This window comes from Candidatus Poriferisocius sp. (genome assembly GCF_965204145.1).
Classification (GTDB): domain Bacteria; phylum Actinomycetota; class Acidimicrobiia; order Acidimicrobiales; family Bin134; genus Poriferisocius.
Window position 1 is genome coordinate 207665 of the sequence record NZ_OZ241977.1, and the last position, 25816, is coordinate 233480.

The window sequence follows — 25816 nt, forward strand, 5'->3', positions numbered from 1 at the left end:
CTAGGCGTCGCTGCGGTGGATGGCTCGGGTTTCTAGGCCTAGGTAGCTGGTGATGACGGCGGGGTTGGTTCGGACTTCTTCGGGAGATCCCTGGGCGATGATCGAGCCGGCTTCTAGGCAATAGACGCGGTCGCTGATCGACATGATGAGGGGCATGTCGTGCTCGACGATGAGCATGGCGGCGTTGAGGTAGCGGCGGATTTCGACGATGAGCGGCCCGAAGGCCTCGGCCTCTCGCTGGGCCACTCCGGCGGTGGGTTCATCGAGGCACAGCATCTGGGCGTTAAGGGCCAGCAGCCCGGCGAGTTCGACGATTCGCCGGGTGCCTGTGGAGAGGTCGGCGATTTGGCGGTCGGCGTAGCGTCCCAGCCCCAGAAAGTCGATCAGATCGCCCACATGGGCCTGAGCAGAGCGCTGGCCCCGTCTCGTCCGGCTCGCGGCCATGAGTCCCCCGGAACCCTGCGATGGAGCCGACGAGGCCGCCACCATAACGGTTTCACGCACGGTGAGTTCGGGGAACAGAGTTGCGGCCTGAAATGTGCGGCCCAGTCCTTGCCGAGACCTCTCGGCTGGCTTGAGGCGGTGGATCGGCCGGCCGTAGAGCTCGACGCGTCCCTTGGACGGAACGAAGCCGCCGATGGCGTTCATCAGGGTCGACTTGCCGGCGCCATTGGTGCCGATGAGCCCCACTATCTCACCGGGAGCCACCTCGATGTTGGCGTTGTCCACCGCCAGCCGGCCGCCGAATCGCACGGAAATCTCGGCTGCTTGCAGCGCCGGCCCGGCGGTGTCGGGCACCAACGCCGGAGCGGGGAGGGCGGCGGGCACAGAATGGGTCTGCTTGGCCGGCGGGGGCGGTCGGCGAGTCTCCAGCCAGGCCACGATCCGGTCGCGGGCGGAATAGGCGATCTGAGCGAGGCCGCTGGGAAAGTACAGAAGGAGAATCAGCAGTCCGACGCCCGAGGTGAACAGGGGGATCAGGCGGTTGGTGGGGGCGAAGGCGGGGAGTCCGATCACCCATAGGGCGCCCAGCACCGGCCCGATGACGGCGCCGATGCCCCCGATGATGGCCATGGAGACAAGCCGCAGCGACTCCCCGGCGCCGTAGAAGCGCCCCGTCAGGGGGACCTCCTGAATCACTCCGGCCAAGAGGCCGCCGCCCAGCCCGGCAACGGCCCCGGCCAGAACGAAAGCGCCCAGCTTGGTGCGGGCCGGGCGGACGCCGTAGGCCGCGGCGGCGTCGGCATTGTCCCGCAGCGCCCGAATGGCCCGGCCAAAGCTGCTGCGATGGATAGCGGCAATCGCCACCAGCACTGCACACAGAACCCCGAGCAGCAGCCAGTAGTAGGAGCGCTGGCTGTCGAGGTCGAGCCCGAAGACTTGGCCCCGGCGCAAGGGGGCTGAGTTGGAGCTTCCACCGCTGAAGATGGGGCGACGGAACAAATACTCCTCAGTGGCCAGCCCGAGAACAAACGTGGCCGCGGCGAGCAGCAGGCCCCGCACTCGCAGCGCCCCCACCCCCACCAGCCCGGCGAACGCGGCGGCAATCACTGCCCCCACAAGAACCGCGGCGGCAAACGGGATGCCGCCGGCCTCGAAGTCGATCAGCCGGTTGTCGCCCCAGCCGATGTCCATTTGGATGCCTCGTTGGAAGGAGGCCGCGGCCACGGCGCCGATTCCGGCAAAGGCCATCTGGCCCAGCGACAGCTGTCCCGCCCATCCGGTGATGATGGCCACCGAAACCGCGCAGATCCCGAAGGCCAAGATGGTGGCGTAGGTGATCTGTCGTGACGGGGTGGAAACGATTATGGGCAACAGGACCGCGGCCAACCCCGCCAAACCCAGGGTGATCTTGCCCAGGTGCCGGACCCACCATATGGACATGAGGTGCTGGGGAATGGGGCGGATCCTGGGGGCAAACGAGTACCGGCCGGGGGGATCGTCGTCGCGGCGTCGTTGGAATGCCACCGCTACGAGCACGCCAATCAGCAAGACGAACTCAAACAGGCCGCCCTCAACCGGATAATTGAACTTGACCAGCGAGAACGTAACGCCCACCACCACCCCTCCGGCCAGGGCGAGCGGGAACGACCGCATCCGGGCGATGACCGCAGCGGCCAGGGAGTTGGCCATGGTGGTAAGACCCACGGTCTCCAGCCCGTTCACGCTGCGGTCGGCGGAAAGCAGGATCACCGCGATGGTGGACACCACCCCGGCGATCACCCAGATGGTGAGCGAGACCCGCTTGGGCTTGATGCCCGAGACCCGCGATAGGTCGGGGTTGGCCGCGGTGGCCTGCACCGTTCGGCCGTAGGGGGTGCGGTCGAGCAGCAAGCCGAGTCCGATCGCCACCAGGGGGGCGACGATCAGCGTGCTGAGCTGCGGGCCGGTCACAAAGAGCCCGGCCACGTCGGTCAAGGTTGTGTCGACGATGACGGGATAGCGGGTGCCGATGCCGCCGCCGACGTCGGGGTAGGCCAGCAAGATGCCCTGAGCGAGCTGGGCCATCCCGATGGTGGCCACCAGCAGAATCACCCGTGGCGCGGTGAACAGCCGGCGCACCACCCCCACCTCCATCACCGCGGCGAACAGGACGCCCACCGCGATGGCGGCGAGCACCGCAATCCAGAAGGGCACGTTCCAGCGCAGGGCCAACAAGGCCAGCAGACCAGCACCGGGAAGGCCCAGGTTCCCGGCCGCGAAATTGATGACCCGGGAGGAGCGGAACACCAAAACGATGCCCATGGCCAGGATCCCGTACACCAGCCCGTTCACCGCTCCGTCGAAGATGAGCTGCCGGTTGGCTTCGAGGAAGCCGAGTGCCATCAGCCCCCCTCGTCGCCCAAAAAGACCGCTCTGACCAGGTCGTCGCGCTCCGCCAGTTCAGACGCCGGCCCTTCAAACCGCACGTGGCCCTTCTCTATGAACACGGCCCGGTCGGCCAATTCCAGCGCGATGTTGAGCGACTGCTCGACGATGACGATGGTCTGTCCGGTGGATTGGAGGCGCTCGATGTGGCCCATGAGCTCGCCAACTGCAGCCGGGGCCAGGCCCAGCGACAGCTCGTCTATGAGGAGGACCTCGGTTTGGCACAACAGCGTTCGGGCCAGGGCGAGCATCTGCTGTTGGCCGCCCGACAAGGCGTTGGCTCGGTCGTCGAGGCGGGAGCGCAGTTCGGGGAACAGCTCAAGGGCGTGGTCGATTCGGCGTTGTCGCTCGGCCTTGTCGTCTCGCAGCTGATAGGCCCCCATCTCCAGGTTGTGGCGCACGCTGAGCGGTGCCCACACGCCGCTGCCCCCCAGCAGGGTCTGGATTCCCATCTCAGTTCGCTGCTCGGGGGTGGAGAAGGTGATGGTGCGGCCACCCAGGCGCACCACTCCCCGCTCCGGGGTCCCCAGGCCGGCGATGACTCGCAGGATGGTCGACTTTCCGGCCCCGTTGGTGCCCAGCAGGGCCAGGGTCTCCCCCTTGCGGACTTCAAAACCGACGTCGAAGAGAACCTGGACGTTGCCATAGCTGAAGTCGACGTCGGCCAGTTGCAGGGCGGGGATGTGCTCGGGGTCTTCTCGCTGGCGGTCGTGCTCGGCCTTTTCTTCGAGTATCTCCGCCACGTTGTGAGACAGGTCGCGCCGAATGTGGCGGGCGCCGTTCAACATGAAGGCCCCGCCGATGATGGTGGAGGGCAGGCCGAGCACCAGGATCGTGGTCTTCGGGCCGCTGGCATCTACCACCATGGCCGACAGCAGGCCACCGCCGGCCGCGCCGATGAAGAAGATGTACAGGGTGGACAGCGCCGAGCCGATGCCCCGAAGCCGGTAGGGGACCACCGCCTGCATGAGGGGCCCGACCATGGCGAACGCGGCGAACATCATCAGCGAGCCGGGAACGTCCAGCACGGCGAAGAGCCACGGGTTGGGCATGTTGAACTGGATGGGCAGCAACAGCGCGGAGGGCAGGATTAGCGCGCCGATCAGCGCCATCGCCCGGGTGGGGCTCTGGCGGTAGAGGCGATCGAACCGCCGCCCGATGAACGGCATGATGGCGATGACCCCTATCCCGGACGCGGTGGTGAGGGTGCCGCGGCCTAGCGGGCCCAGTCCGTACTCGTCTTCTAGGAACAATGAGGTGAGCACTGGTCGGCTGAAGAGTCCGAAGCCCAGCGCGGCGAAACCGAGGAGCACGGTGCGCAGGGTGGCGACCTTGTTGAGCCGGGCGAACGCGGCTTCGAGCGAGATAGGGGCGGAATCGCCGTCGTCGCCCGATTGGCCCAACACATCGGTCTTCTCCCACTGGCCCCGCACTGGCTCAGGGAGCCGGAACGCCAGAACGGCCACGATTGCCACCGGGATCCACAGGGTGTAATAGGTCCAGCGCCAGCTGACCAGGGCGGCGATGCCGCCGACCAGCACCGGGCTGATGATTCCCACTGCCCTTCCCGACATGATGGTGGTCGACGCGATGCGGCCACGGACGCCGATCGGGTACTGGTCGGCGATCAGGGAGCTGTGGACGGGGAGGGTGTTGGACTTGGAGATTCCGGTTCCGAGCCGAGCGAAGAAGAACACCACCACATGGCGGGCCAGCCCGGACAGCAGCGAGAAGAAGCCGAACGCGAGGCTGGCCGCCCCGATGACCGGCCCCCGGCGAAATCGATCGGCGAGCCAGCCCATGGGCAGGGCGCCCAAGAACACGAACGACACCGAGGCCGCCCCCAGAAAGACGATGACCCCGTCGCCCACGCCGAAGCTGTCGCGGATTTCGGGGGCGAGAACCGACAGAGCGGCTGATTCGAGCTCGTCGAGGCTGTTGAGGATCAACAACACAAGGAAGGTCGCTATTCCGCCCTTGGCCAGCCCCTCTCGCAGCGATATCTCGTCGCCGCCGACACCGGGCAGAACGTCATCGGGAAACAGCACCTCTTCGTCGGTGTCGGTTTGGTCTGTCTGGCTGTCGAGCACCCGGCGGGACAGGGCACCGGCGTCGCCGGCGGCGTCGGTCATCTACCCCCCTTTCCGGTGGTCTGCTTATCGGTGCTGGAAGAGATCCAGGGACTCTTGTCGGTGCATGAAGCGAGGGTCGGACAGCGCCGCGCCATAGCGTTCGGCCAAGCCATCCCAAGAGCCGATTCTGGTGTCCCCGTAGAACGGGAACATGCCGTCCCGCCAGTCGGTGGCGATCACCGTCAGGGCCTTGATCTCGGGCCGGCGCCGGACCAGTTCGAACATGGCCTCATACCAGGCCCATTGGTCGTCGATGTCGCCGATCTCGAGCAGCCCGTCGCTAAACGACTCGGGCCGGTTGGGATCGACCAGATTCCAATCGAAGAAGAAGGGGCATGATTCGGGGATCATCACCGGCTTTTCCTCCTGCCGGCACCGGTCGAGATAGGCGGTGGTCTCGGGGCGCTCGAAACCGATGGGGGCGAACACGTCCATGGCTGCCCAGTCGACGTACTCGTTGCCGGGCCACCAGTCGAACGGGTCTCGGAACTGGAACGAGCCCGCTGCCGAGCACCAGGTGGGGGCCACGTTGTGAGCCTCCTCTTTGCGGAAGAGTTCGACGATGTGGGGAAAGAGGTCCTTGTAGGCCCCGGTGTCGTGGGGGTCGAAGCTCAGGTTGAACTCATAGCCGATCCGCAGCCACACCGGTACCTCCAGTTCCCGCAGGCATCGAGCCATGCGGCGCAGCGACTCATCGCACGCGCCGCTGGCCACCACCTTCTCAACCGGGCGAACGTGAAGTCCGACGATCAGCGGGGTCTGGGGACGCTTGGCCAACAGGTTTCCGGCACCTTGGCAGAAGGCGTCGAGGATTCCATCGCTGGTGTCGTGGACGTGGGCATAGGTGCTCACCACGCCCGGCTGGGGTTCGATGGTGGCCTCGTATTCCGAGAGCTCGCCGTCTTCCACGAGGTGGGGCCGGTCCTCAACTCCGAGCTGGCCCCAGCAGTGCAGCACCCGACCGGCGGGAGGCTCGAAAGGAGCGCCGAAGTCAACTGGTTCGAGGGAACGGTCAGGGGGCTGGACAGTGATCTGCAATCTGTCGGAGTCCCGTCGCATGGCCCCAACCTAATGTGAAAACGTAAGGGGTCAGATCTCTACGGGGAGACGGAACCATGCGCCTACGAATCATTGGAGTACTCGCTGTCCTGTTGCTCTTGGCATCGGCGTGCGGTGGTGGGGATTCTGAATCTGCACCCGACAGCGGCACCCAGGAGCCGGAGACGCAGCCGGTAGACGCCGCTCCCGAGTCCACTCCGGGGGCTACAGAGGCCCCTGAGCCCGCAGCCGAACCAGAAGAGGCTGCACCTGAGGCCACGGAGCCGGAGACTCCTGAACCCGCAGAAGAACCTACCGAGGCGCCGGAGCCTGCAGCCGAGCCCGAAGAGCCGGAGCCGATTCTGCTCACCAACTCATTCCGGGGCGTCACCTCCGAAGCGATCAAGATCGGGGTTGTCATCATCGATGTCTCCATCTTCGGGCGGGACAACGGCGACGTGGAGGCGAAGTGGCAGGCCGTTATCGACGAGGTCAATGCCAACGGCGGAATCCTCGGCCGTCAGCTTGAGCCGGTTTACGTTTTCTATTCGCCGCTGGGCGATGTGGAGACCGAAGCCGCCTGCGTGCAACTGACCCAAGACGAGCAGGTGTTTGCCGCCATGGGACCGCTCTTGACCAACCTGACCTGCTTCACCGATGTGAATGAGACGATCTTCATCAACACCTTCGGGGTTAGCCAAGAGGAGTTCGATCGGTCGAAGGCTGTCGCTATCGGCCCGGGGGCGCTACCCGCCCGAAGCGCGGCGATAGGAGTCGAAGCACTGATTGGGGCGGGGGCCTTCGACGGCCCCGTCGGCGTGCATGCCGCCGCCGACACCGGGTCTGAGCGCGATCACTACGTCGACGCACTTGCAGCCGCCGGAATTGAAATTGTGTCCGAGACTGCCTCAACCGTCGGCTCCGACGACATCGCAGCCTCTGAAGCCGAGATGCAGGCATTTGCCCAACGGTGGCAGGCCGACGGTGCCGAGATCATCTTGGCGGTGGGCATCGGGTCGGGCATCAATGTGATTTCCGGCTTGGACCGGAGCCCCTTCCGGCCCGCAGTCGTCATCACAAATTCAAGCGACCTCGATCCTCAGCTCTATCGCGATCTCGGTTACACCACTGATGCCCTCGAGGGGGCAATCGCACTCGGATCGCTGGGATTCGAGGACCTTGCCCTGGCCGGTGAGCCAAGCGTGGCCGCTTGCATCGAGCGTTTCGAGGCAGCATCGGGCGAAATTGTCAACATCAGCCCCGAGGGAGGCGAAGCAGTCAACCTCAATACCACCATCTGGGCGTGCCAAGCAGTGGAGATCTTCGCCCAGGTCGCCACAGCCGCCGGAGCCGACCTCACCAACGCTTCGTTCCGGACCGCCGCCGAGGCAGGTCTCAGCCTCGAGGTCACCGCGAATTCATCGGCGTCGATCGCAGCTGGCAAGTTCGACATCAGCGATGGGGCTCCGATTCTCCTTGCCTTCGACGCTGCTGCCGACGACTTCGTCCCCATGAACTGATCGATGTCCGAATCGTCCATCGCTGAGCGGGTGGCTGAACTGCTGTCGCGCATGACGCTGGAGGAAAAGGCGGCTCAGGTGGTGGGCGTCTTCCCCGCAGCGTTCATGGGGCCAACCGGGCCCGATCCCGACAGGATGAGCCAGATGATTCCCCACGGTGTGGGCCATCTCTGCATGGGTGGGGGTCTGGCCCGCAGGCCCCGGGACTTGGCCTTGATTCTCAACACCATCCAGGAGTGGATAAGGGACAACACCCGGCTCGGAGTTCCCGCCATGGTCCACAACGAGTCGCTGTGCGGCTTGGCCCAAGAGTCGGCCACTGCTTTTCCCACCGCCATCGGCTTGGCGGCCACCTTCCAGCCGCGGCTCATCGAGCAGATGGCCGCGGTGGCCAGCCGCGAGGCTCGAGCCGTCGGCATCAATCACGTGCTCTCTCCCGTGCTGGACGTGAACCGGGACGCCCGATGGGGCCGAGTCCACGAGACCTACGGCGAGGACCCCTTTCTGTGTACCGCGATGGGCATCGCCTTCATACGCGGCATGCAGACCGATGATCTCAGCACCGGCACGGTGGCTACCGGCAAGCACTTCCTGGGCTACTCCTACACCGAGGGCGCCCTCAACCAGACGGCCAGCCCCATGGGGCCGCGTGCCGTTCACGAGGTTTACGCCCTGCCCTTTGAGGGCGCCATCCGCGACGCCGGGCTGGCGTCGGTGATGAACTCGTATTCCGAGATCGACGGAGTGCCGGTGGCCGCATCTTCAGAGATCCTCACCGACCTGCTTCGCGGCCAACTCGGGTTCGGGGGCTGCGTGGTGGCCGACTACTCGGCGGTGACCCGGCTCCGCAAGCCCCACGCGGTGGCCGCCACCGATGCCGAGGCGGGGATATTGGCCCTGTCAGCCGGACTCGACATCGAGCTGCCCTCGGGAATCGGCTATCCCTCGCTGCCCGATGCGGTCCGCAACGGAGACCTCGACGAATCGGTGCTTGACCTGGCCGTGGAGCGGGCACTCACCCAGCGCTTCCAGGTCGGCCTCATGGACTCGCCCACCGTGGATCCCGACCGGGCGGCGGAGGCGTTCAACCAGCCCGAGGCGCTGGAGTTGGCCCGAACCATCACCGATGCGTCGCTGGTCCTGCTGGAGAATGACGGCATCCTTCCCCTCCGCCGCGATGTCGGAACGGTGGCGGTGATCGGGCCGATGGCCGACACTCTGCGGGGCTTGTTCGCGGCGTACACCCCGGCCGCGGCCGTTGAGCTCGGTATGGCGATGTCCCGCGGCCTAGAGGGGTCTATGGCTGGTGTCTTCGGGGCCTCTGAAGATGGCGACGACTCGAGCTCTCCCGATCCAACCCTCGACGCGGTCACCAAGGTCTTCCACAGCACCGGGGCCATCATCGACCCGGTCGAGCTCGACCAGGCGGTCGGGGACATCTACCCCAACATGGGCACCATTGCCGATGCCATCGCCCAACACACCCCTGTAACGAGCACGAGGGGCTGTGACTGGACCCGACCCGACGAAGATGGCATCGACGAGGCGGTGGCCGCGGCCCGAGCCGCCGACGTGGTGGTTCTGGCTGTAGGCGAGAAGACCGGCTGGGTTGGCGATGCCACCGGGGGAGAGGGGCGAGATCGGAAGACGCTGGAGCTTCCCGGTGCCCAGCCCGAGTTGGTCCGTCGAGTGATCGCGGCCGGTGTGCCCACGGTTGCGGTGGTGGTAAGCGGTCGTCCGCTTGACATCGCCGAAGACCTGGCCGGTGCCAAGGCCATCCTCCAGGTTTGGCATCCCGGCCCTGAGGGCCCGAAGGCGATCGCCTCGGCCCTGTTCGGCGAGGTGAACCCCGGGGGCAAGCTTCCCGTTTCGTTCCCGGCTGGTGTGGGGGCATCCCCCACGTATCACGGCCACAAACACGGCAGCGGATTCTCATCCGACCGGGCCTACGTGGACGGCTCAAGTGAGCCGATCTGGGCTTTCGGCCACGGTCGCTCCTACACCACATTCGATATCAGCGATCTCACCCTGTCGGACACCAGCGCCCCCGCGGGCGATGTGGTGGTTATCGGCTGTGGGGTGAAGAACACCGGCGATCGCGCCGGCGACGAGGTGGTGCAGCTCTATGTGCGTGACTTGGTGGGCTCGGTTACCCGGCCCGTCCGCCAACTGGCCGGATTCCATCGGGTGCCGCTTGATCCCGGCGAGAGCTGCCGTGTCGAGTTTGAATTCGACACCAGCCAGCTCGCCCTTCTGAACCGCGACTTCGAATTGGTGGTGGAGGAGGGCGACATCGAGGTGATGGTGGGGCAGTCGTCGACGGATCTCCCTCTCAGGGCCAATCTCGGGCTAACCAACAGTCTCAAGCTCGACCACCGCACCTCGTTTACCACCCCATCGCGGGTGGTATGAGTGGGGGGATATGGACTTTCGTTTCGGGATGGTCGGCCACGGCCACATCACCGGGCAGTTTCTGGGGGCGATGGAGGTTGTGGAGGGGGCCCACGTGGCTGCGGTGGCGGGGAGGGACGCGGGCCGGGCCGGCGCGTTTGCCCAGCAGAACGGTATTGCGGCGAGCTACGGATCGGTAGGAGAGATGCTCCAGGGCGAGGACCTCGACGCGGTGTACATCTGCACCCCCCACCCTTCCCATGCCGAGGCGGCCGTCGCCTGCATTGATGCCGGGGTGGCGGTGCTGGTGGAGAAGCCCATCGCCCCCAATCTGGAGGGAGTGACCCGGATTGTGGAGGCCTCCCAGGCCGCAGGGGTATTTGCCATGGAGGCGATGTGGACCCGATTCTTACCCATCTATGAGGTGGTGCGCCGCTGGGTCGACGACGGGCGCATTGGCGACATCCGCCAGGTGACGGCCTCGTTCGGCTTTGCCGCCCCGGTAATGCCCGAGCACCGGCTGTTCAATCCCGACCTCGCCGGGGGGAGCCTGCTCGACGTGGGGGTCTACCCGCTCCACTTGGCCCGGTGGCTGTACGGAGCGCCGCCGGTGGACTACGGGGTGGTGGCCCGTGTCGGCGAGACCAATGTGGATGAGATCGTCTCCATTTCGGCGTCGTATCCGGGGAGCGGGCTGGCCCAGCTCGGCTGTGCGGTGGTGGCCAACCTCGAATCCAGCGCAGTGATCGCCGGTACCGCAGGGTCGATTGAGATCCCCGTGTTCTGGGCGGCTGATCGGGCCATTCTGCGGTCCGGGGGCAATGAGGAAACCGAGGTCATGGCCCACCTAGCCAACGGGTTCGAATACGAGATCCAAGAAGTGGTCGACTGCGTTCGGGCCGGGCGCACCGAAAGCGAGCGAATGCCGCCGTCGCTGACTTTAGAGATGGCCGGTTTGTGCGATGAGATCCGAGATCGCATCGGGGTCGTGTATCCCTTTGAAACAGAAATGGGGAAGTAGTGGAGTACGTGGAGTTTCCTGGGGTGGCCACGCCGGTCAGCCGAGTGGTGCAAGGGGCCATCGGTCTGTTCGTCTTAGACGACCCAGCCAGGTTCGCCATGCTCGATGCCGCGGTCGATGCGGGGATCAATGCGTTCGACACCGCGGTCAACTACGCCTTCGGCGGTGATGGGGTGGACGCCATCCTCGGTCGCTGGGTCCGTCACCGGGGTGGCCGGGACGGCATCGTCTTCTTCGCCAAAGGGTGCCACCCCAAGCTTCCCCACTGGGACCGCCCCCGGGTGAACCCCGAAGCGATCGTCGAGGACATCGATTTGTCGCGTCGCCAGATCGGCATCGACCAGCTCGATCTGTGGATGTTCCACCGGGATGATCCCGCCATGGACATCAGCGTGCTGGTGGAAGCGGTCAATGTCGCCATCGACCGGAGCCACATCGGGGCTTGGGGCGTGTCGAATTGGACGACGGCCCGGGTCGAGGCGGCCGTGGAGTACGCCGATGCCCACGACCTGCGAGGACCGGTGGCCAACAGCGCCCACTGGAGCCTCGTCGACCAGCTCGACGAGCCGTGGGCCGACGTGGTCACGCTGACCGGCGCCCACCGGGCTGCCGATCGGGCCTGGCATCAAGAGCGGGGGATAAAGGTTGTCGCATGGTCGCCGCTGGCCGGGGGATTCCTGAGCGAGCGGATCGGCCGAAACGAGCTCGAGTCGGCAACCGAGGGCCATTTGGCCGACACCGCCCGGTGCTATCTCAACGACGAGAACTGGGCGCGGTGGGAGCGGGCCGCCGAGGTGGCCCGTTGGCACGGCTTGAGCCTCAGCCAAGTGGCGCTGGCCTGGGCGCTGCACGCCGACTTCCAACCGCTGGTGATCGTGGGCAACGCCTCGGTGGAGGAAGTGGAGCAGAGCACCGCCGCCGAGCGGGCCGAGCTGACTGCCGCCGAGGTTGAGTACATCTTCTCCGGCTAGACCTCAGCGGGTCTGACCCTCTACGCCGACTTGGTGGAGGACGTCACCGCTGTCGTTGTGGCTGTGGGTGAAGCCGAGCTGGCGCTCGATGGCCACCGTGTCCTCGGATCGATAGGCGATGACGTAGGCCCGGCGGAAACCGGCGGTGGAGTTGCCGCCCGAGCCGTGCATCACCCGCTCGTTGTGCACGGTCACGTCGCCCCGGGCGATGGGCACGGGAACCGGCTCGTCGCCCTCCAGCAATTCGGTGCCCAGAGCGTGGGACTCACCCCGGTCGCCGTACTGGGGGGTGTGGGGCCGCAGCGTCGGCTCCCGGTTGGTGGCCGGCACGAAGCGCATGCAGCCGTTCTCAATGGTGGAGTCGTCGATGGCCAGCCAGAACGTGGCCGTGCGGGTGTCGGGCGTATCGGGCCAGTAGGCCATGTCTTGGTGCCAGGCGAACACCGCATCGAGCTTGAAGGGCTGCTTGGCCAAGAGCTGGTCGTAGTCGATGGCCATCCCGTTGCCACATAGCTGGCGGGCGGCCGATGCTGTTCGGCGCTCGTAGATGTTGCCCTGCCACGCCGGGTAGTAGCGCCGGGGCAGCATCACGTTGATGATCGAGAAGTCCTCAGGGGTCCTGCCATAGTCGCCGGCCATGTCGCAGTAATCCTTGCCCGGCACCTCGATCTCCCGGCGCAGGAACCGGTCGTAGACAGCCTCGAGCTCGCCCACTTCGTCGTCGGTCAGCAGCCCGTGCAGATGCACGTAGCCGTGTTCCGCGAAGTACGCCTTCTCCTCATCGGACACCCGGTACTCGTCACCATCGATCCGGTCGCTCATGGGCCTCGCCTCACCGATTCCACCTTAGATTCACGGGTAGAGCTCATGGCGAGACGGGTTGAATTGCCCGTCTTGGTTCAGTTGCCAGAGTGCTCGGTAGCCTCGGTTCGCTATGAGTGAGGCGTTGGACGTGGTGGGGATCGGCAACGCCATTGTCGATGTGATCAGCACTGAGGACCACGAGTTCATCGAGGCCCACGGCCTGGTGAAGGGGGCGATGACGCTGATCGACGCCGAGCGGACCGAGGAGCTGTACGGCGCCATGGCACCGGCCATCGAGACGTCGGGGGGATCGGCGGCCAACACGGTGGCCGGGGTGGCCTCGTTCGGCGGACGGGTGGGGTACATCGGCAAGGTGCGCGACGACCAGCTCGGCGAGGTGTTCGCCCACGACATCGGGGCGCTGGGGGTGCGCTTCGAGGTGCCTCCGGCCGCTGACGGGCCGCCCACCGCCCGTTGCCTCATCATCGTGACCCCCGACGCGGCCCGCACCATGAACACCTATCTGGGGGCCAGCACCGAGCTCCACCCCGACGACATCGATCCCGGCCTGGTGGGTGCGGCCCAGGTGCTGTACTGCGAGGGCTACATCTGGGACGTGGACATCACCAAGGAGGCCATCCGCAAGGCCATCTCCATCTGCTCGGCTGCCGGGGGGACCATCTCTTTCACGCTGTCGGACAGCTTCTGCGTAGAGCGCCACCACCAGGAATGGCTCGACCTGGTGGACGGTCCCATCGACCTGCTGTTCGGCAACGAGCACGAGATCTGCACGCTGTACGAGACCGGCGACGACTTCGATGCCGCGGTGGCCGCGGTGCAGGGGAGGTGCGCCGTGGCCGCGCTGACCCGGAGCGAGCGGGGATCGGTGCTGGTCACTCCCACCGAGATCATCGAAGTTCCCGCCGCGCCCACGGCTGAAGTAGTGGACACCACCGGAGCCGGCGACCTGTACGCCTCCGGGTTCCTCTACGGCTGGACCCGCGGAATGGACTTGGCTCAGTGCGGAAGGCTGGGCTCTTTGGCCGCCACCGAGACCATCAGCCAGTTCGGCGCCCGCCCCTCCGGTTCGCTGGCCCATCTGGCCGAGTAGCCGGTGCGGGAAGTGTCACCGGCACCTCCTACCATCGAGGTATGAACCCATTCGAGCGCGCTGAGCAGGCTGGCACGGAGCTGATTGGGCGGCTGGGAGGTAGCTTCGACGCCGCGGTGGTGCTGGGCTCGGGCTGGGCCGAGGTCGCCGAGAGGCTAGGGGCCGTCGATGCCGCAGTTGCGGCGGAGACCATCACCGGGTTCCATTCCCCATCGGTGCCCGGCCATGGGGGCACGCTCAGCGCCGTGAGCATGGGCGAGCAACGTGTGCTGGTGATGGCCGGGCGGGTCCATCTCTACGAGGGCCACCCTCCGTCCGACGTTGTCCACGGTGTGCGGGCCGCGGTGGCTGCGGGATGTTCCACGGTGGTGCTGACCAACGCAGCCGGTTGCATGAACCCCGCCTTCGGAGTGGGCCAGCCGGTACTGATCAGCGACCACATCAACCTCACCGGGCAATCCCCGCTGTTCGGCCCGGCCCCGCCCGAGGGATATGCCATTCGGTTCACCGACCTGACCGATCTGTACTCGTCCCGTATTCGCGAGGCCGTGCGCCGCATCGACCCCACGGTGGGCGAGGGGGTGTACGCCGGGCTGGTGGGGCCGCACTTCGAGACCCCGGCGGAGATCACCATGCTGGCCCGCATGGGCGCCGACTTGGTGGGCATGTCCACCGTCTTGGAGGCCATCGCCGTCCGCCACCTCGGGGCTGAGGTGGCCGGGGTGTCGCTGGTCACCAACGCGGCCGCCGGCATGGGTGCGGCACTCGACCACCAAGAAGTGCTGGACGCTGGTCAGGCCGCCCAAGGCCGGGTCACCGAGGTGCTGAGCACCGTCATCAAAGTGCTGTGATACCCCAAGCTCCCACGCCCGAAGAGTGGCTGGCCGCCGACCCCGACCCGGTTACCCGAGCCGAGTTGCGGCAGCTGATCGACACGGGCGACCAAGCCGGGATCGACGACCGCTTCGGAGATCGCCTCCGTTTCGGCACTGCTGGCATCCGCGGCCCGATGGGCGCGGGCCCCAACCGCATAAACCGGGTGGTGGCGCGCCAGTTCGCCGCCGCGCTAGCCGAGTGGCTCGGCGGCAGTGGCGGGGTGGTGATAGCCCACGATGCCCGCCAAAACTCCGACATTTTCGCTGCCGACATCGCCGAGGTTTTGGCCGGGGCTGGGTGCTGGCCCGTGATGCTGCCCCCCAATTCGCCCACCCCCGTTTTGGCCTTTGCTGTCACCGAACTCACGGGCGCGGCGGGTGTCATGGTCACCGCCAGTCACAATCCCGTCGGCGACAACGGTTTCAAGCTGTACCTGGCTGACGGCGCCCAGGTCATCCCGCCCCACGATCAGGCCATCGAAGCGGCCATGGCAGCCCAGCCGCTGCCTCCCTGCGACCTTCCTGATCGAGGTTCCGATCCGGAGTGGCCGCAAAAGGTCTCAGTAGAAGTGGATTACATAGCGGCCATCTTGGCCAATGTTCCCCGTCTCTACTCGTTCCACCCGCTGGCGTACACCCCTCTGCAAGGGGTGGGGTTGCACTACGTGAATTTCGCGCTGACACAGTTGGACAATGGCGAACCTTTTGTTGTGGAAGACGAAGCCGAGCCCGACCCCCTATTCCGAAACGTTGTCTCGCCCAATCCCGAGGACCACGACACCCTGGCCAAGGTGATCAAGCGAGCCGAGCAGATCGACACCCCCCTGGCCATAGCCAACGACCCAGACGCCGACCGGATGGCGGCCGTGGTGTGGGCTTACCAGAACGAGTGGCGCGTATTGACCGGCGACGAGATCGGAGCGCTGCTTTGCGACTGGATTCTGGGATTGAGTGTCGAGTCGGGTGGCGATGAGCGTGTGGTGGCCTCCAGCATCGTCTCGGGCCGGCTGGTCGGTCGCATCGCCGAGGCCCGGGGCGCTACCCATGTGGAGACACTGACCGGCTTCAAATGGATCGCTCGGGCAGCCGACAATCTCAAGCCCCGGCCCGGTCACCTGCCCTGGAGGTTCGTGTTCGGCTACGAGGAGGCGTTGGGTTTCGCCTGTAACAACAGGGTGAGGGACAAAGATGGCATCAGCGCAGCGGTCCATTTCACGATGATGTGCAGGTGGCTGGCCTACGAGTTCGGACGCACTCCAATCGAGCGGCTTGCCGAGCTGATGGACGAGTTCGGCCTCCACCGCACCGATCAGGTGAGCGTAGAACTGGGCAGACGCCCCGGAGCAGAGATCATGGAAGCTGTTCGAGCCGACCTGCCTAGTCAATTCGGAGGCGTGGCGGTGACCGAGATCACCGACTTCAAAGACGGTGCCAGGGGCTTGTATCCCGCTGATGTGCTGCGGTTCGACTTGGCCGACGACAGCCGGGTGTCGCTGCGGCCCAGCGGCACCGAGCCCCAGATCAAGGGCTACATCGAAGTGGTCGGCGACATCCAAATCCCCGACCCGCTCTTCACGCTGAGCGAGGCAGTGCGAGAGCTGATTCTTGGGCTATGAGGCCAAGGCCGCGATCTCGGACCGCTGAGCAGGAGTCATGGCCCAGTCGGCTGCCGCCACGTTGGAGGCCACTTGGGAGGGCTTGGTGGCGCCGCAGATGACGGTGGCCACCGCCGGGTTGGACACCAGCCATCCGATGGCCAGCTCCAGAATGCTATGGCCCGAGCCGGCGGCATAGTCGGTGAGCCGGTCTACCGCGGCCAGGTTGCGTTCGCTGAGGAACATGTCCCGCATCTCGCCCTTCCAGAACGACAGCCGCGACCCCTCGGGAGGCGTCATCCCCGAGTATTTGCCAGTGAGCAGCCCGGACTCCAGGGGGAAATAGGGGACCACTGTCATTCCCGTGCGCTCGCAGGCATCTGCCACGCCCTCGTCCTCCACGCTGCGGGTAAGCACCGAGTAGTGATTCTGCACGCTGGCGTAGTTGCCCGCTTCGGCCTGCGCCGCGGCGCGAGCCGATTCGTCGATCTGCTCGGCGCTGAAGTTGGAACAGCCGATCTCCAAGACCTTGCCCTCGTCGACCAGTTCTTGAAGCGCCCCTAGCGTCTCGGCCTGAGGAGTGTCGGTGTCGGGCATGTGGAGCTGGTAGTGGTCGATGCGGTCGGTGTTCAGCCGGGTGAGGCTGGCCTCCACGGCTTGGCGGATCCAGGCCGGGTCGCCGCCCTTCTGCCCCTCGGGCAGCGCACCTGGGTGACCGAACTTGGTGGCCACAATCACCTGGTCGCGCCGGCTGCCCAACGCGGCGCCGAGGAACTCCTCGGACTTGCCCCGGCCGTACAGGTCGGCGGTGTCGAAGTAGTTGATCCCGGCGTCCATGGCGGCGTCCACCACCGTCTGGGTGGCATCGGCGTCGATGGTCATGCCGAAGTTGTTGCACCCCAGCCCGATAACCGAGGCCGACAAGCTTCCAATGCTGCGCATCTCCATGCGCTGGGACACTACAGCGGGAAGCGGTGGGCGGCCTGCTCGTAGACGTCGGGAGCGAGGTCTCCCTGGGGTTGTCCCGACCGCACGGCGGCCACCTCGTCGACGGCCACCGTGGCACTCCTCAAACAGCAGGCGATGCCCACGGTGGGGTAGTCGCCGGTAGCGATCACCACATGGCCGTACCGGTCGGCAACCCCGAATGATTCGGCGAATCCCGGCTCGAACAGGGCTGGTGGCCGCGGGCTGTCGATCCACAGCAGGCCGATCTCCACCGCATCGAGCCGGTAAGCCGAGGGAGAGCCGACCGATGCCAGATGGGCCCGGATGGCATCGGTCTCGCTCTGCGGCCCCTCGATGCGCACCATCCGTCCACCCTCAAAGGTCAAAGCCACCGAAGAACGGGCGTACCAGCCCATCGGCAGCCAGATGTCGCCGGGCGACATCACCACGGTTCCATTGGCGGTTCCCGCATCGGGGGACGACCCGATCATTCCCCGGGGCCACTCGGCGACCGTGCCGGGGACGGTGGCCAAACCGTCGTGCATCCACCGGCGGGCGCCTCTCAGACCGATCCGCAAGTTCGTGCCCTTGTCGTCGCCCACGTGCAGTTCCTGCCCGGCTTCCAGCAGGTCCAAGCCCCGCTTCACCCGGCGGCTCAATCCGACATGGGGCACGACTCCGTGCAGTTCGCCGGTGCTGTGGGCGACCACCGACAAAACCCGGGCGTTGGGAGAGACCAGGGTTTCAGCCGCATCCGAGTAGCCGTTGAGGAGGTCGACGACGATGTCGGGCATTGTCGGCTCAGCATTCCTGTGGTCAGCTGGCTGATCGTCGACAAACACCGGTTCGGCCCGAGCGCCGATTTGGTCGAGGGCATGGATGGCGGCGTCAACCAGAGCAGGGTCAGTGGCACCATCGGACAGCACAATTGCCGGGCGCCCGGGTGCGGCCCGGCACAGCTCCAACTGGCGGGCCAAGACATCAACTGCTCGGCGGTCGACTGAATTCAATCTCATCTCTTCACCTATCTACTGCCGACCAGCGAGGCGGTGCAACCGGGGTATCCGTTAATTCTTGTTTGGGCGGGAGTATTTTTTGAGTATGTCGGGGAAGTTCTGCGCGCGTGTGACATGCGGAGCACGTGCTTCGGCAGCTCTATTGATCAACGCCCGGGATCTGTCGGCGCAGTTGGTCGACATCCAAGACGATGACGGTGTCGCCGGTGTGCCGCTATGTCGTGCCCATGCCGACGGGGTTGTGGTGCCATTGGGCTGGACGCTGGCGGATTCGCGGACCCCATTCGAGGGGTCGGAGTTTGAGCCCGAGCTGGTGCTGGTCGACGACGCTGCTTCCGAATCTCCGGAGGCCTTCAGGCTTCCCGATATGGAGGAGGCGATAGTGGAGGACATGGAGGACGCCGCGGTGGGGGAGGTTCCACCGCTGCTCAGCCGGGCCTTCCGCGCTGCTGGCATCGATTGATCCGGCCCGCGCAGATTCGTCTGCACATCGCCAAAAGCACAGAAACCGGGCTTGAAGGGGCTGGCTTATAGCAACGGCCACCCTGAGCGTCGTAGGCTTCTGCCATGACCATCGTCGATATCCACGAGAAGCCCAGCGAGCTGCTGCTTCCCGATCCTGAGGCCCAGCGCATCCGCTACACGCTCATTTCGGTTGACGACCACCTCGTGGAGCCGCCCTGGCTGTTCGAGGGCCGGCTGCCTGCCCGGTTCGCCGATCGGGCGCCGAAGGTCGTCGAGAGCGGTGACGGGGGCCAGCACTGGGAATTCGACGGTGAGATCTACGCTCAGCTCGGCCTGAACGCCCTAGTGGGACGGGCCGACCGCAACGACTTCACCATGGAGCCCGCCCGCTTCTCCGATATGCGCCGGGGCTCCTGGGACATCAAGGCCCGCATCCACGACATGGACCTGGGCGGCATCTGGGCGTCGATCTGCTTCCCCAGCCAGATCACCGGATTCTGCGGCCGGGTCTACTCCGACTGCTCCGACCCCGAACTGGGCCTGGCGGTGACCCGGGCGTTCAACGACTGGGTGTACGAGGAGTGGTGGGGCTCGTACCCCGAGCGCATCATCCCCATGGGCATCACCTGGCTCAAGGATGCCGACCTGGCCGCCGCCGAGATCCGCCGCAACGCGGAGCGGGGTTTCGTGGCCGTCACGCTGCCGGAGATTCCCCACAACCTTGGCCTGCCGTCTATACACAGCGAATGGTGGGAGCCGGTGTGGCAGGCGTGCGAGGAGACCGACACCGTGATCTGCCTGCACGTGGCGTCGTCGGGCCACATCATGCCCACCGACCCCGGCGGCCCGCCCATAGGGGTGGGGGCCACCATGTTCCAGATGCACGCCTATGCGGCCGCGGCCGACTGGGTGTGGTCGGGCATCCCGGTGCGCTATCCCAACATCAAGATCGCCATGTCGGAGGGAGGCTGCGGCTGGGTGCCCATTATGTACGATCGGCTCAAGCACCAGATCGAGATCTCCGGTCACGGGCGGGGGGTATGGCCAGGCGGCACCGACATCGGCCCCCACGAGGTGCTGATGCGCAACTTCTACTACTGCACCATCAACGACCCGTCGTCCATCGACGCGGTGATTGCCCTCAACCTCGACCACACCATGGTGGAGACCGACTACCCCCACGCCGACTCCACATGGCCCGAGTGCCAAGACACCCTGGAGTCGAAGCTGGGCCACCTGAGCGACGACGTGATCCGCAAGCTCACCCATGAGAATGCGGCTCGCCTGTTCCGCCACCCGCTGCCCGACGCCTGCCTTCCGTAGCCCGGCTTTGGTTGCGGCTCACCGCCTGACGTGACGGGGAGACTGCGGTGAGCCGGTTCGGCCACCCGGTCATCGACGCCGATGGCCACGTGCTGGAGATCACCGCGGCCCAACAGCCCCACCTGGAGCGGGTGCTGGGTGCCGACCTGTATGGGCGGTACCTCTCTGAGGGCCTCCCCATGCGCAACGCGCAGATGGCCCGGAGCCTCGACGACCGCCGTCGGAACCGCTCTCCTCAAGGGGCGTGGTGGGGGACGCACACCGCCAACGTGCTGGACCGGGCCACCGCCATGCTGCCCGCCCTGCTCTATGAGCGCATGCCGGAGATCGGCATCGACTACTCGGTGCTGTACCCCACCAACACCCTCACAAGCTGTGCGGTGGATGACGCCGACTACCGCACCGGCCTATGCCGGGCCTTCAACGAGTTCTACGCCGATGTGTACAACCCTTACGGCGACCGCATGGCCATGGCTGGGATCATCCCCGCCCACACCCCCGATGAGGCCATCGCCGAGCTGGAGCACTGCGCTGCACTGGGTCTGAAGGTGGTGGTGTTCGCCGAGGGAGTGATGCGGCCCATCGACGAGCCCGACCAGCACACCCGGTCGGGATGGCTGTGGCCCGGCCAGCACCACTGGTTCGACTGCTATGGCCTGGACTCGGCCTATGACTACGACCCGGTGTGGCGGCGCTGCGCAGAGCTCGGCTTCGCCGCCACCTTCCACGGCGGCCTGGCCTTCCGCCCCGGCATCCACACCTTCGTGTCCAGCTACACCGCCAACCACATCGGCCAGTTCCAGGCCCTGATGTACGAGCTGTGCAAGACCTTGTTCTTGGGCGGGGTCACCCGCCGCATTCCCGAACTGCCGTTCGTGTTCCTGGAGTGCGGCGTGTCGTGGGCCACCCAGCTCTTGTGCGACATCATCGAGCACTGGGAGAAGCGAAGCTGGGAGGCCATCCAGCGCAACTTCGACCCCGCCCTGCTCGACCTTGACGAGCTGGGTCGGTACTTCGAGCGCTACGGCGGAGACTTCCGGGAGGTCCTCGGCGACGACCTGGCCTCGTATGCCCACGGAATGCCCATCCACGGGGGAACCCCCGAAGAGCCCGACGAGTGGACCCGCCTGGGGGTGAGCTCCGACGAGGAGATCGCCGAGTCGTTCGCGTCGTCGCTCTACTTCGGCTGCGAAGCCGACGACCGGGGCGTGCATGTGGCCTTCGGCCCGGCCAACCCCTGCGGCGTGAAGCTCAACGCGGTGTTCTCCTCCGACATCGGCCACTGGGACGTGACCGACATCGGCTCGATCATGGACGAGGCCCACGGCTTGGTGGAAGAGGGGCTGATCACCGACGCCGATTTCCGGGATTTCGTGTTCGACAACCCGTATCGGATGTATACGGCTATCAATCCCGAATTTTTTGCCGGTACCGTAATAGCCCGTTATGGCGTTTGAGCTTCCCCCCCTTCCGTACCCGCAGAGCGCGCTCGAACCGTATGTGAGCGCCGAGACGATGAGCTTCCACTACGAGCGGCACCACGCCGGTTATGTGGCCAATCTGAACCGCCTGACCAGCGGCACCCAGTGGGAGGGCGCCGAGCTCGAGAAGGTGGTCTTGGGCGCCGAGGGCGCGATCTTCAACAACGCAGCCCAGATTTGGAACCACACCTTCTACTGGCACTCGATGAGTCCCGACGGAGGCGGTGCCCCCTCGGGGCCCGTTCAGGCGGCCATTGAGGAGTCGTTCGGCTCCACCGACGAGTTCCGCCGCCAGTTCGCCGATGCGGCCGTGGGGTTGTTCGGCTCCGGCTGGACCTGGCTGGTAGCCGACAACGGCAGGCTCGACATCGTGCAGACCGCCAACGCCGATCTGCCCCTGCTGCACGATCGCCGGGCTCTGCTGGTGGTGGACGTGTGGGAGCACGCCTACTACCTCGACTACCAGAACGCCCGGGCCGCTTATGTGGAGGCGTTCTTGGACCACCTGATCAACTGGGAATTCGCCGCCGAGAACCTCGCTTCCGACTGACCGAAGCGCGCCCACTACCATCGCCGCTTATGGCGATTGCTGAGGTGACCCAGCCCGTTGATCTATTGGACGGGTACATGTACGCCCAAGACCCCTTCCCGGTGTATGCCTGGCTGCGGGAGAACGACCCGGTGTACTGGGACGAGAAGAACGAGATCTGGGGCGTGTCCCGCCACGCCGACCTGCTGGAAGTGGAGAAGAACACCGATCTGTACAGCTCGGCCACCGGCAGCCGTCCCAAGATCGAGATGTCGGACTCCATGATCAACATGGACGATCCCGACCACCAGCGCCAGCGAATGCTGGTGGCCCGGGAGTTCACCCCCCGGGCGGTGCGCAAGCAGGAGGACAAGATCCGGGCGGTGGTTACCGAGCTGATCGACCGGGTGGCACCCCGGGGATGGTGCGAAGTGGTGTACGACCTGGCCGCACCGCTGCCGGCCTACATGATCGGCGAGCGGCTGGGCTATCCCGCCGAGATGTGGCACCGGGTCATGCACTGGTCGGAGGCCACCATGCAGGGCGGCGGTGGCCCGGGTTACCACACCGTGCAGGGAGACCGGGCCATCGAGGAATGGGCCGGCACCACCTACGAGCTGGTGCAGAAGCGCAAGGCCGACCCCCAAGACGATCTCATCTCCATGTGGTGCCACAAGGAGCTCGACGGCCAGCCGCTGAGCGACGAAGACATAATGCACGAGGTGCTCTTGGTGCTGGACGGCGGGGCGGAGACCACCCGCACGGTGATCGGCACCACCTGCCTGGCCATGATGGAGAGCCCCGACCAGCGCCAGATCCTCATTGACGAGCCCGAGGTGATCGGCGAGACCGCGGTGGAGGAGTTCATCCGCTACGTGTCGCCCATCTTGAACATGCGCCGCACGGTGACGGCCACCCACGAGCTGCACGGCAAGACCCTCAAAGAAGGCGACCAAGTGCTGCTGATGTACGCCTCGGCCAACCGCGATCCCGAGGCGTTCGACGACCCCGAAGCACTGGACGTGCGCCGCGACGCCCGCAATCACCTCTCCTTCGGCTTCGGCACCCACTTCTGCTTGGGAGCGTCGTTGGCCCGGCTTCAGCTCAAGGTCATGTTCGAGGAGCTCACCCGGCGGCTGCCCGACATGAGGCTGGAGCCCTTCTATGCCCCCCATTACCGTCCCGGGGCGTTCACCCGGGGCCTAGAGGGGCTGAACGTGGAGTTCACCCAAAGCGAGCCCGAGGGCGACGGCGCGCTGGGCATGTTCCCCATCACGGTGCAGTAATGGCTGCGTCGACTGCCGGGCCGGGGATCGAGATTCCCCCCATCATCTCGGTGGACGACCACGTCATCGAGCCGCCCCATGTGTGGCAGTCGCGGCTGCCGTCCCGCTACGTGGACATCGGCCCCCGGGTGGTGACCGCCCCGTGCGAGATCTCCTATGTGGGGGGCGTGTTCTCGTGGACTGAGGGCACCGGCCGGCCCACCTCGTATTGGTACTACGAGGATCTCCACTATCCGATGGTCCGCACCCACTCGGCGGTGGCCTTTCCCCGCGATGAGCTCCAGATGGTGGGCATCACCTTCGAGGAGATGCAGCCCGGCGCCTGGCAGGTGGCGCCCCGGCTGGGCGACATGGACATCGGCCATGTGGATGCCTCGCTGTGCTTCCCGTCGTTTCCCCGATTCTGCGGCCAGGCCTTCGCCGAGGCCTCCGACATGGACCTGGCCCTTTTGTGCGTGCAGGCCTACAACGACTGGATGGTGGAGGAGTGGTGCGGTGAGAGCGGCGGGCGGCTGATTCCGCTGTGCCTCATCCCGCTGTGGGACGTGGAGCTGGCCGCAGCCGAAGTCCGGCGCAACGCCGAGCGGGGCGTGCGGGCGGTGTGCTTCTCGGAGATTCCGCCCAACTTGGGCCTGCCGTCGATCCACTCCGGCTACTGGGATCCGTTCTTCGCGGCCTGCGAGGAAACATCAACCGTGGTGTGCATGCACATCGGATCGTCCTCGAAGATGGTGTCCACGTCGGCCGACGCCCCCGGCGCGGTGGGCTCGGCGCTGGTCCACTCCAACGCCACCTACTCATTGGTGGACTTCCTGATGTCGGGTGTGTTCGTGCGCTTCCCGAGCCTCAAAGTGGCCTACTCGGAGGGGCAGATGGGCTGGCTGCCCTACATCTTGGACCGGGTAGACGTGGTGTGGAAGGAGAACGCCGCCTGGGGCGGGGTGGCCGACAAGGTGCCCGAGCCGCCGTCCACCTACTACCGCGACCACGTGTTCGTGTGCTTCTTCGACGACAAAGTGGGATTGGCCAACATCGACGCCATCGGCCTGGAGACCATCACTACCGAGACCGACTACCCCCACTCTGATTCCACATGGCCGCACTCCAAGGAGTTGTTGGCCTCGCAGATGGGGCACCTGACCCAGCCCGAGGTGGACGCCATCTGCCGGGACAATGCGATCCGGATGCTGGGCTTGGATATCCCAACCGCAGCCGAGCTGCGGGACCAAGCAGCGGTTTGACCCCCACGGCAGGCCCGGAGTTCGAAGCGCTGGCCGCCGATCTGGGGCGGCGCATCGTGGACGCCGGGTTGCGCGGCCTGGTGCTGCGGTTCGGCGACGAGACCCGGATCGTGGGGGTGGCCGACCGGATGCCGCCCGCGGCCACTCTCGAAGCTCCCTTAGATGAGCTCCACGCGGTGCTGGGTGGAGAGCGCGGCGCCGAAGAACTGCGGGCCCTGCGCTGGATCGGCAACCCGGAGCCTTACATCCCCCTGCTCAGCTCAGCCTGAACTCGACAGCTCTCCCAGCAGGGCTTCGGTGCGGGTTCGGGAGTGGTCGTCGGTGTCGTAGATGAAGGCCACCAAGTCGGTGACCCCGGCATCACGGATGCGTTCGAGTTGCGCGGTGACCGCGGCCTCGTTCCCGGTGATGGCCAGATCCTCCACACCGGGCTTGCCCTCCCGGTCGAGCATGCCGCGATAGGAGGGGATGTCCTTGTAGTGGGCGAAAGTCCGGGCCGCGGCCTCATAGCCGGCGCTGGCGTCGTCGACCACCGAGATGGGGAATCCGGCGGCCACCCTCGGCTGAGGACGCCCGGCTTCAGTGGCTGCGGCGCCGATGGTGGGCACCACGTAGTCGGCCAGCGTGCTGGGACCGGTGGCCCACACGAAAGTGCCGGTGGCCAGGCGCCCAGCGTGGCCCAGCATGATCGGCCCCATGGCCGCCACGATGATGTCGGTGGGAGGCGCATGCGACAGGCCTCGCCAGCGGGTGGTGTAGATCTCGCCCTCGTAGTTCATGCCCTCGCCTCGCAGCATGGGCCCGGCAATCTCTAGGTACTCCTTCATCTGGCGGGCCGGCCGGGCATAGGACAGGCCCATCAGGTTCTCCACCATCCCCTGGTGGCACAGCCCGATGCCGAGGGTGAAGCGACCGCCGCATGCGGCCTGGGCGGTAGCGGCCTGCTGGGCCAGGGCGAAGGGATGGCGCATGGGAGTGGGGGTGACCCCGGTGGCGATCTCGATGCGGCTGGTGGCGGTGCCCACCACCGCCGATGCGGTGACCGCGTCGATCTCGATGTTGGCGATCCACGCTGTGTCTAAGCCCAACGCCTCAAATCGCTGAACGTTCTCGGTGATCTCGTCCAACCCGGGCGGCCCGCTCATACCCGGCACTGGCGGATCGCCCGTACCCTCGGCCGCCATCGCCCCAATCCTCATGC

21 protein-coding genes are annotated in these 25816 nt (G+C 66.2%); 14 read left to right on the plus strand and 7 right to left on the minus strand.

The window, feature by feature from the left end; translation table 11 throughout:
• The 3 genes from ACOGI7_RS00895 to ACOGI7_RS00905 are packed head-to-tail and all read right to left on the minus strand — an operon-like array spanning position 1 to position 6059.
• Positions 1–2826 carry an ABC transporter permease subunit gene (locus ACOGI7_RS00895; RefSeq protein ID WP_419850049.1) on the minus strand — a complete coding sequence of 942 codons (2826 nt, stop codon included), beginning with the start codon at positions 2824–2826 and terminating at the stop codon, positions 1–3.
• Positions 2826–5000, minus strand: coding sequence for an MFS transporter (locus ACOGI7_RS00900; RefSeq protein WP_419850050.1), 2175 nt, complete (start codon positions 4998–5000; stop codon positions 2826–2828). The genes ACOGI7_RS00895 and ACOGI7_RS00900 overlap by 1 nt, the downstream gene beginning before the upstream one ends.
• Positions 5001–5024: 24 nt before the next feature.
• Complete coding sequence (locus ACOGI7_RS00905; RefSeq protein WP_419850051.1) at positions 5025–6059, minus strand: hypothetical protein; 1035 nt, start codon at positions 6057–6059, stop codon at positions 5025–5027.
• A gap of 56 nt (positions 6060–6115) precedes the next feature.
• Between ACOGI7_RS00905 and ACOGI7_RS00910 the strand changes: the two genes are divergently transcribed.
• The 4 genes from ACOGI7_RS00910 to ACOGI7_RS00925 are packed head-to-tail and all read left to right on the plus strand — an operon-like array spanning position 6116 to position 11941.
• The gene (locus ACOGI7_RS00910) at positions 6116–7558 is read left to right on the plus strand and encodes an ABC transporter substrate-binding protein (RefSeq protein ID WP_419850052.1); all 1443 of its coding nucleotides are present in this window, start codon (positions 6116–6118) and stop codon (positions 7556–7558) included.
• 3 nt (positions 7559–7561) lie between these two features.
• Positions 7562–9970 carry a glycoside hydrolase family 3 N-terminal domain-containing protein gene (locus ACOGI7_RS00915; protein ID WP_419850053.1) on the plus strand — a complete coding sequence of 803 codons (2409 nt, stop codon included), beginning with the start codon at positions 7562–7564 and terminating at the stop codon, positions 9968–9970.
• Positions 9971–9980: 10 nt separating this feature from the next.
• Complete coding sequence (locus tag ACOGI7_RS00920; RefSeq protein ID WP_419850054.1) at positions 9981–10970, plus strand: Gfo/Idh/MocA family protein; 990 nt, start codon at positions 9981–9983, stop codon at positions 10968–10970.
• A gap of 8 nt (positions 10971–10978) precedes the next feature.
• The gene (locus ACOGI7_RS00925; RefSeq protein WP_419850055.1) at positions 10979–11941 is read left to right on the plus strand and encodes an aldo/keto reductase; all 963 of its coding nucleotides are present in this window, start codon (positions 10979–10981) and stop codon (positions 11939–11941) included.
• A gap of 3 nt (positions 11942–11944) precedes the next feature.
• Here ACOGI7_RS00925 and ACOGI7_RS00930 read toward each other — a convergent pair whose 3' ends face one another.
• A complete protein-coding gene (locus tag ACOGI7_RS00930) occupies positions 11945–12763 on the minus strand; it encodes a phytanoyl-CoA dioxygenase family protein (RefSeq protein WP_419850056.1) in 819 nt (272 codons plus the stop codon).
• A 112-nt stretch (positions 12764–12875) separates the two neighbouring features.
• Between ACOGI7_RS00930 and ACOGI7_RS00935 the strand changes: the two genes are divergently transcribed.
• Genes ACOGI7_RS00935 through ACOGI7_RS00945 form a run of 3 tightly spaced genes read left to right on the plus strand, consistent with a single transcriptional unit; the run spans position 12876 to position 16347 of the window.
• Positions 12876–13856 carry an adenosine kinase gene (locus ACOGI7_RS00935; RefSeq protein ID WP_419850057.1) on the plus strand — a complete coding sequence of 327 codons (981 nt, stop codon included), beginning with the start codon at positions 12876–12878 and terminating at the stop codon, positions 13854–13856.
• 41 nt (positions 13857–13897) lie between these two features.
• Positions 13898–14707: a purine-nucleoside phosphorylase gene (locus ACOGI7_RS00940; protein ID WP_419850058.1), complete on the plus strand. Its 810-nt coding sequence runs from the start codon at positions 13898–13900 to the stop codon at positions 14705–14707.
• Positions 14704–16347, plus strand: a complete 1644-nt coding sequence (locus ACOGI7_RS00945) for a phospho-sugar mutase (protein WP_419850059.1) — start codon at positions 14704–14706, stop codon at positions 16345–16347. The genes ACOGI7_RS00940 and ACOGI7_RS00945 overlap by 4 nt, the downstream gene beginning before the upstream one ends.
• Here the strand turns inward: ACOGI7_RS00945 and ACOGI7_RS00950 are convergent.
• The gene (locus tag ACOGI7_RS00950; RefSeq protein ID WP_419850060.1) at positions 16342–17274 is read right to left on the minus strand and encodes an aldo/keto reductase; all 933 of its coding nucleotides are present in this window, start codon (positions 17272–17274) and stop codon (positions 16342–16344) included. The two genes, ACOGI7_RS00945 and ACOGI7_RS00950, sit on opposite strands and share 6 nt — an antisense overlap.
• Positions 17275–17285: 11 nt before the next feature.
• Positions 17286–18290, minus strand: a complete 1005-nt coding sequence (locus ACOGI7_RS00955) for a hypothetical protein (protein ID WP_419850061.1) — start codon at positions 18288–18290, stop codon at positions 17286–17288.
• A gap of 85 nt (positions 18291–18375) precedes the next feature.
• Here ACOGI7_RS00955 and ACOGI7_RS00960 point away from each other — a divergent pair, with 85 nt between their 5' ends.
• The 7 genes from ACOGI7_RS00960 (at position 18376) to ACOGI7_RS00990 (ending at position 24884) form a co-directional block, all read left to right on the plus strand.
• Complete coding sequence (locus ACOGI7_RS00960; RefSeq protein WP_419850062.1) at positions 18376–18753, plus strand: DUF3499 family protein; 378 nt, start codon at positions 18376–18378, stop codon at positions 18751–18753.
• A gap of 104 nt (positions 18754–18857) precedes the next feature.
• Positions 18858–20078, plus strand: coding sequence for an amidohydrolase family protein (locus tag ACOGI7_RS00965; RefSeq protein WP_419850063.1), 1221 nt, complete (start codon positions 18858–18860; stop codon positions 20076–20078).
• A 47-nt stretch (positions 20079–20125) separates the two neighbouring features.
• Positions 20126–21535 (plus strand): amidohydrolase family protein, encoded by a 1410-nt coding sequence (locus ACOGI7_RS00970; protein WP_419850064.1) that lies wholly within the window; start codon positions 20126–20128, stop codon positions 21533–21535.
• A complete protein-coding gene (locus ACOGI7_RS00975) occupies positions 21525–22109 on the plus strand; it encodes a superoxide dismutase (RefSeq protein WP_419850065.1) in 585 nt (194 codons plus the stop codon). Before ACOGI7_RS00970 ends, ACOGI7_RS00975 begins: the two co-directional genes overlap by 11 nt.
• Positions 22110–22138: 29 nt before the next feature.
• Positions 22139–23374, plus strand: a complete 1236-nt coding sequence (locus tag ACOGI7_RS00980; RefSeq protein ID WP_419850066.1) for a cytochrome P450 — start codon at positions 22139–22141, stop codon at positions 23372–23374.
• Entirely contained in the window at positions 23374–24615 is a 1242-nt protein-coding gene (locus ACOGI7_RS00985; protein ID WP_419850067.1) for an amidohydrolase family protein, read from the plus strand. The genes ACOGI7_RS00980 and ACOGI7_RS00985 overlap by 1 nt, the downstream gene beginning before the upstream one ends.
• Positions 24612–24884, plus strand: a complete 273-nt coding sequence (locus ACOGI7_RS00990) for a hypothetical protein (RefSeq protein WP_419850068.1) — start codon at positions 24612–24614, stop codon at positions 24882–24884. The genes ACOGI7_RS00985 and ACOGI7_RS00990 overlap by 4 nt, the downstream gene beginning before the upstream one ends.
• Here the strand turns inward: ACOGI7_RS00990 and ACOGI7_RS00995 are convergent.
• Positions 24876–25799 (minus strand): TIGR03564 family F420-dependent LLM class oxidoreductase, encoded by a 924-nt coding sequence (locus ACOGI7_RS00995; RefSeq protein WP_419850069.1) that lies wholly within the window; start codon positions 25797–25799, stop codon positions 24876–24878. The two genes, ACOGI7_RS00990 and ACOGI7_RS00995, sit on opposite strands and share 9 nt — an antisense overlap.
• Positions 25800–25816 lie beyond the last annotated feature (17 nt).

Excerpts from the sequence above, each read along its gene's own strand:
- ACOGI7_RS00950 (WP_419850060.1), bottom strand. The coding sequence starts at position 17,274 with ATGGAGATGCGCAGCATTGGAAGCTTGTCGGCCTCGGTTATCGGGCTG.
- ACOGI7_RS00975 (WP_419850065.1), top strand. The coding sequence starts at position 21,525 with ATGGCGTTTGAGCTTCCCCCCCTTCCGTACCCGCAGAGCGCGCTCGAA.
- ACOGI7_RS00965 (WP_419850063.1), top strand. The coding sequence starts at position 18,858 with ATGACCATCGTCGATATCCACGAGAAGCCCAGCGAGCTGCTGCTTCCC.
- ACOGI7_RS00910 (WP_419850052.1), top strand. The coding sequence starts at position 6,116 with ATGCGCCTACGAATCATTGGAGTACTCGCTGTCCTGTTGCTCTTGGCA.
- ACOGI7_RS00980 (WP_419850066.1), top strand. The coding sequence starts at position 22,139 with ATGGCGATTGCTGAGGTGACCCAGCCCGTTGATCTATTGGACGGGTAC.
- ACOGI7_RS00900 (WP_419850050.1), bottom strand. The coding sequence starts at position 5,000 with ATGACCGACGCCGCCGGCGACGCCGGTGCCCTGTCCCGCCGGGTGCTC.
- ACOGI7_RS00995 (WP_419850069.1), bottom strand. The coding sequence starts at position 25,799 with ATGGCGGCCGAGGGTACGGGCGATCCGCCAGTGCCGGGTATGAGCGGG.
- ACOGI7_RS00920 (WP_419850054.1), top strand. The coding sequence starts at position 9,981 with ATGGACTTTCGTTTCGGGATGGTCGGCCACGGCCACATCACCGGGCAG.
- ACOGI7_RS00985 (WP_419850067.1), top strand. The coding sequence starts at position 23,374 with ATGGCTGCGTCGACTGCCGGGCCGGGGATCGAGATTCCCCCCATCATC.
- ACOGI7_RS00915 (WP_419850053.1), top strand. The coding sequence starts at position 7,562 with ATGTCCGAATCGTCCATCGCTGAGCGGGTGGCTGAACTGCTGTCGCGC.
- ACOGI7_RS00940 (WP_419850058.1), top strand. The coding sequence starts at position 13,898 with ATGAACCCATTCGAGCGCGCTGAGCAGGCTGGCACGGAGCTGATTGGG.
- ACOGI7_RS00930 (WP_419850056.1), bottom strand. The coding sequence starts at position 12,763 with ATGAGCGACCGGATCGATGGTGACGAGTACCGGGTGTCCGATGAGGAG.
- ACOGI7_RS00935 (WP_419850057.1), top strand. The coding sequence starts at position 12,876 with ATGAGTGAGGCGTTGGACGTGGTGGGGATCGGCAACGCCATTGTCGAT.
- ACOGI7_RS00960 (WP_419850062.1), top strand. The coding sequence starts at position 18,376 with ATGTCGGGGAAGTTCTGCGCGCGTGTGACATGCGGAGCACGTGCTTCG.
- ACOGI7_RS00895 (WP_419850049.1), bottom strand. The coding sequence starts at position 2,826 with ATGGCACTCGGCTTCCTCGAAGCCAACCGGCAGCTCATCTTCGACGGA.
- ACOGI7_RS00955 (WP_419850061.1), bottom strand. The coding sequence starts at position 18,290 with ATGAGATTGAATTCAGTCGACCGCCGAGCAGTTGATGTCTTGGCCCGC.
- ACOGI7_RS00905 (WP_419850051.1), bottom strand. The coding sequence starts at position 6,059 with ATGCGACGGGACTCCGACAGATTGCAGATCACTGTCCAGCCCCCTGAC.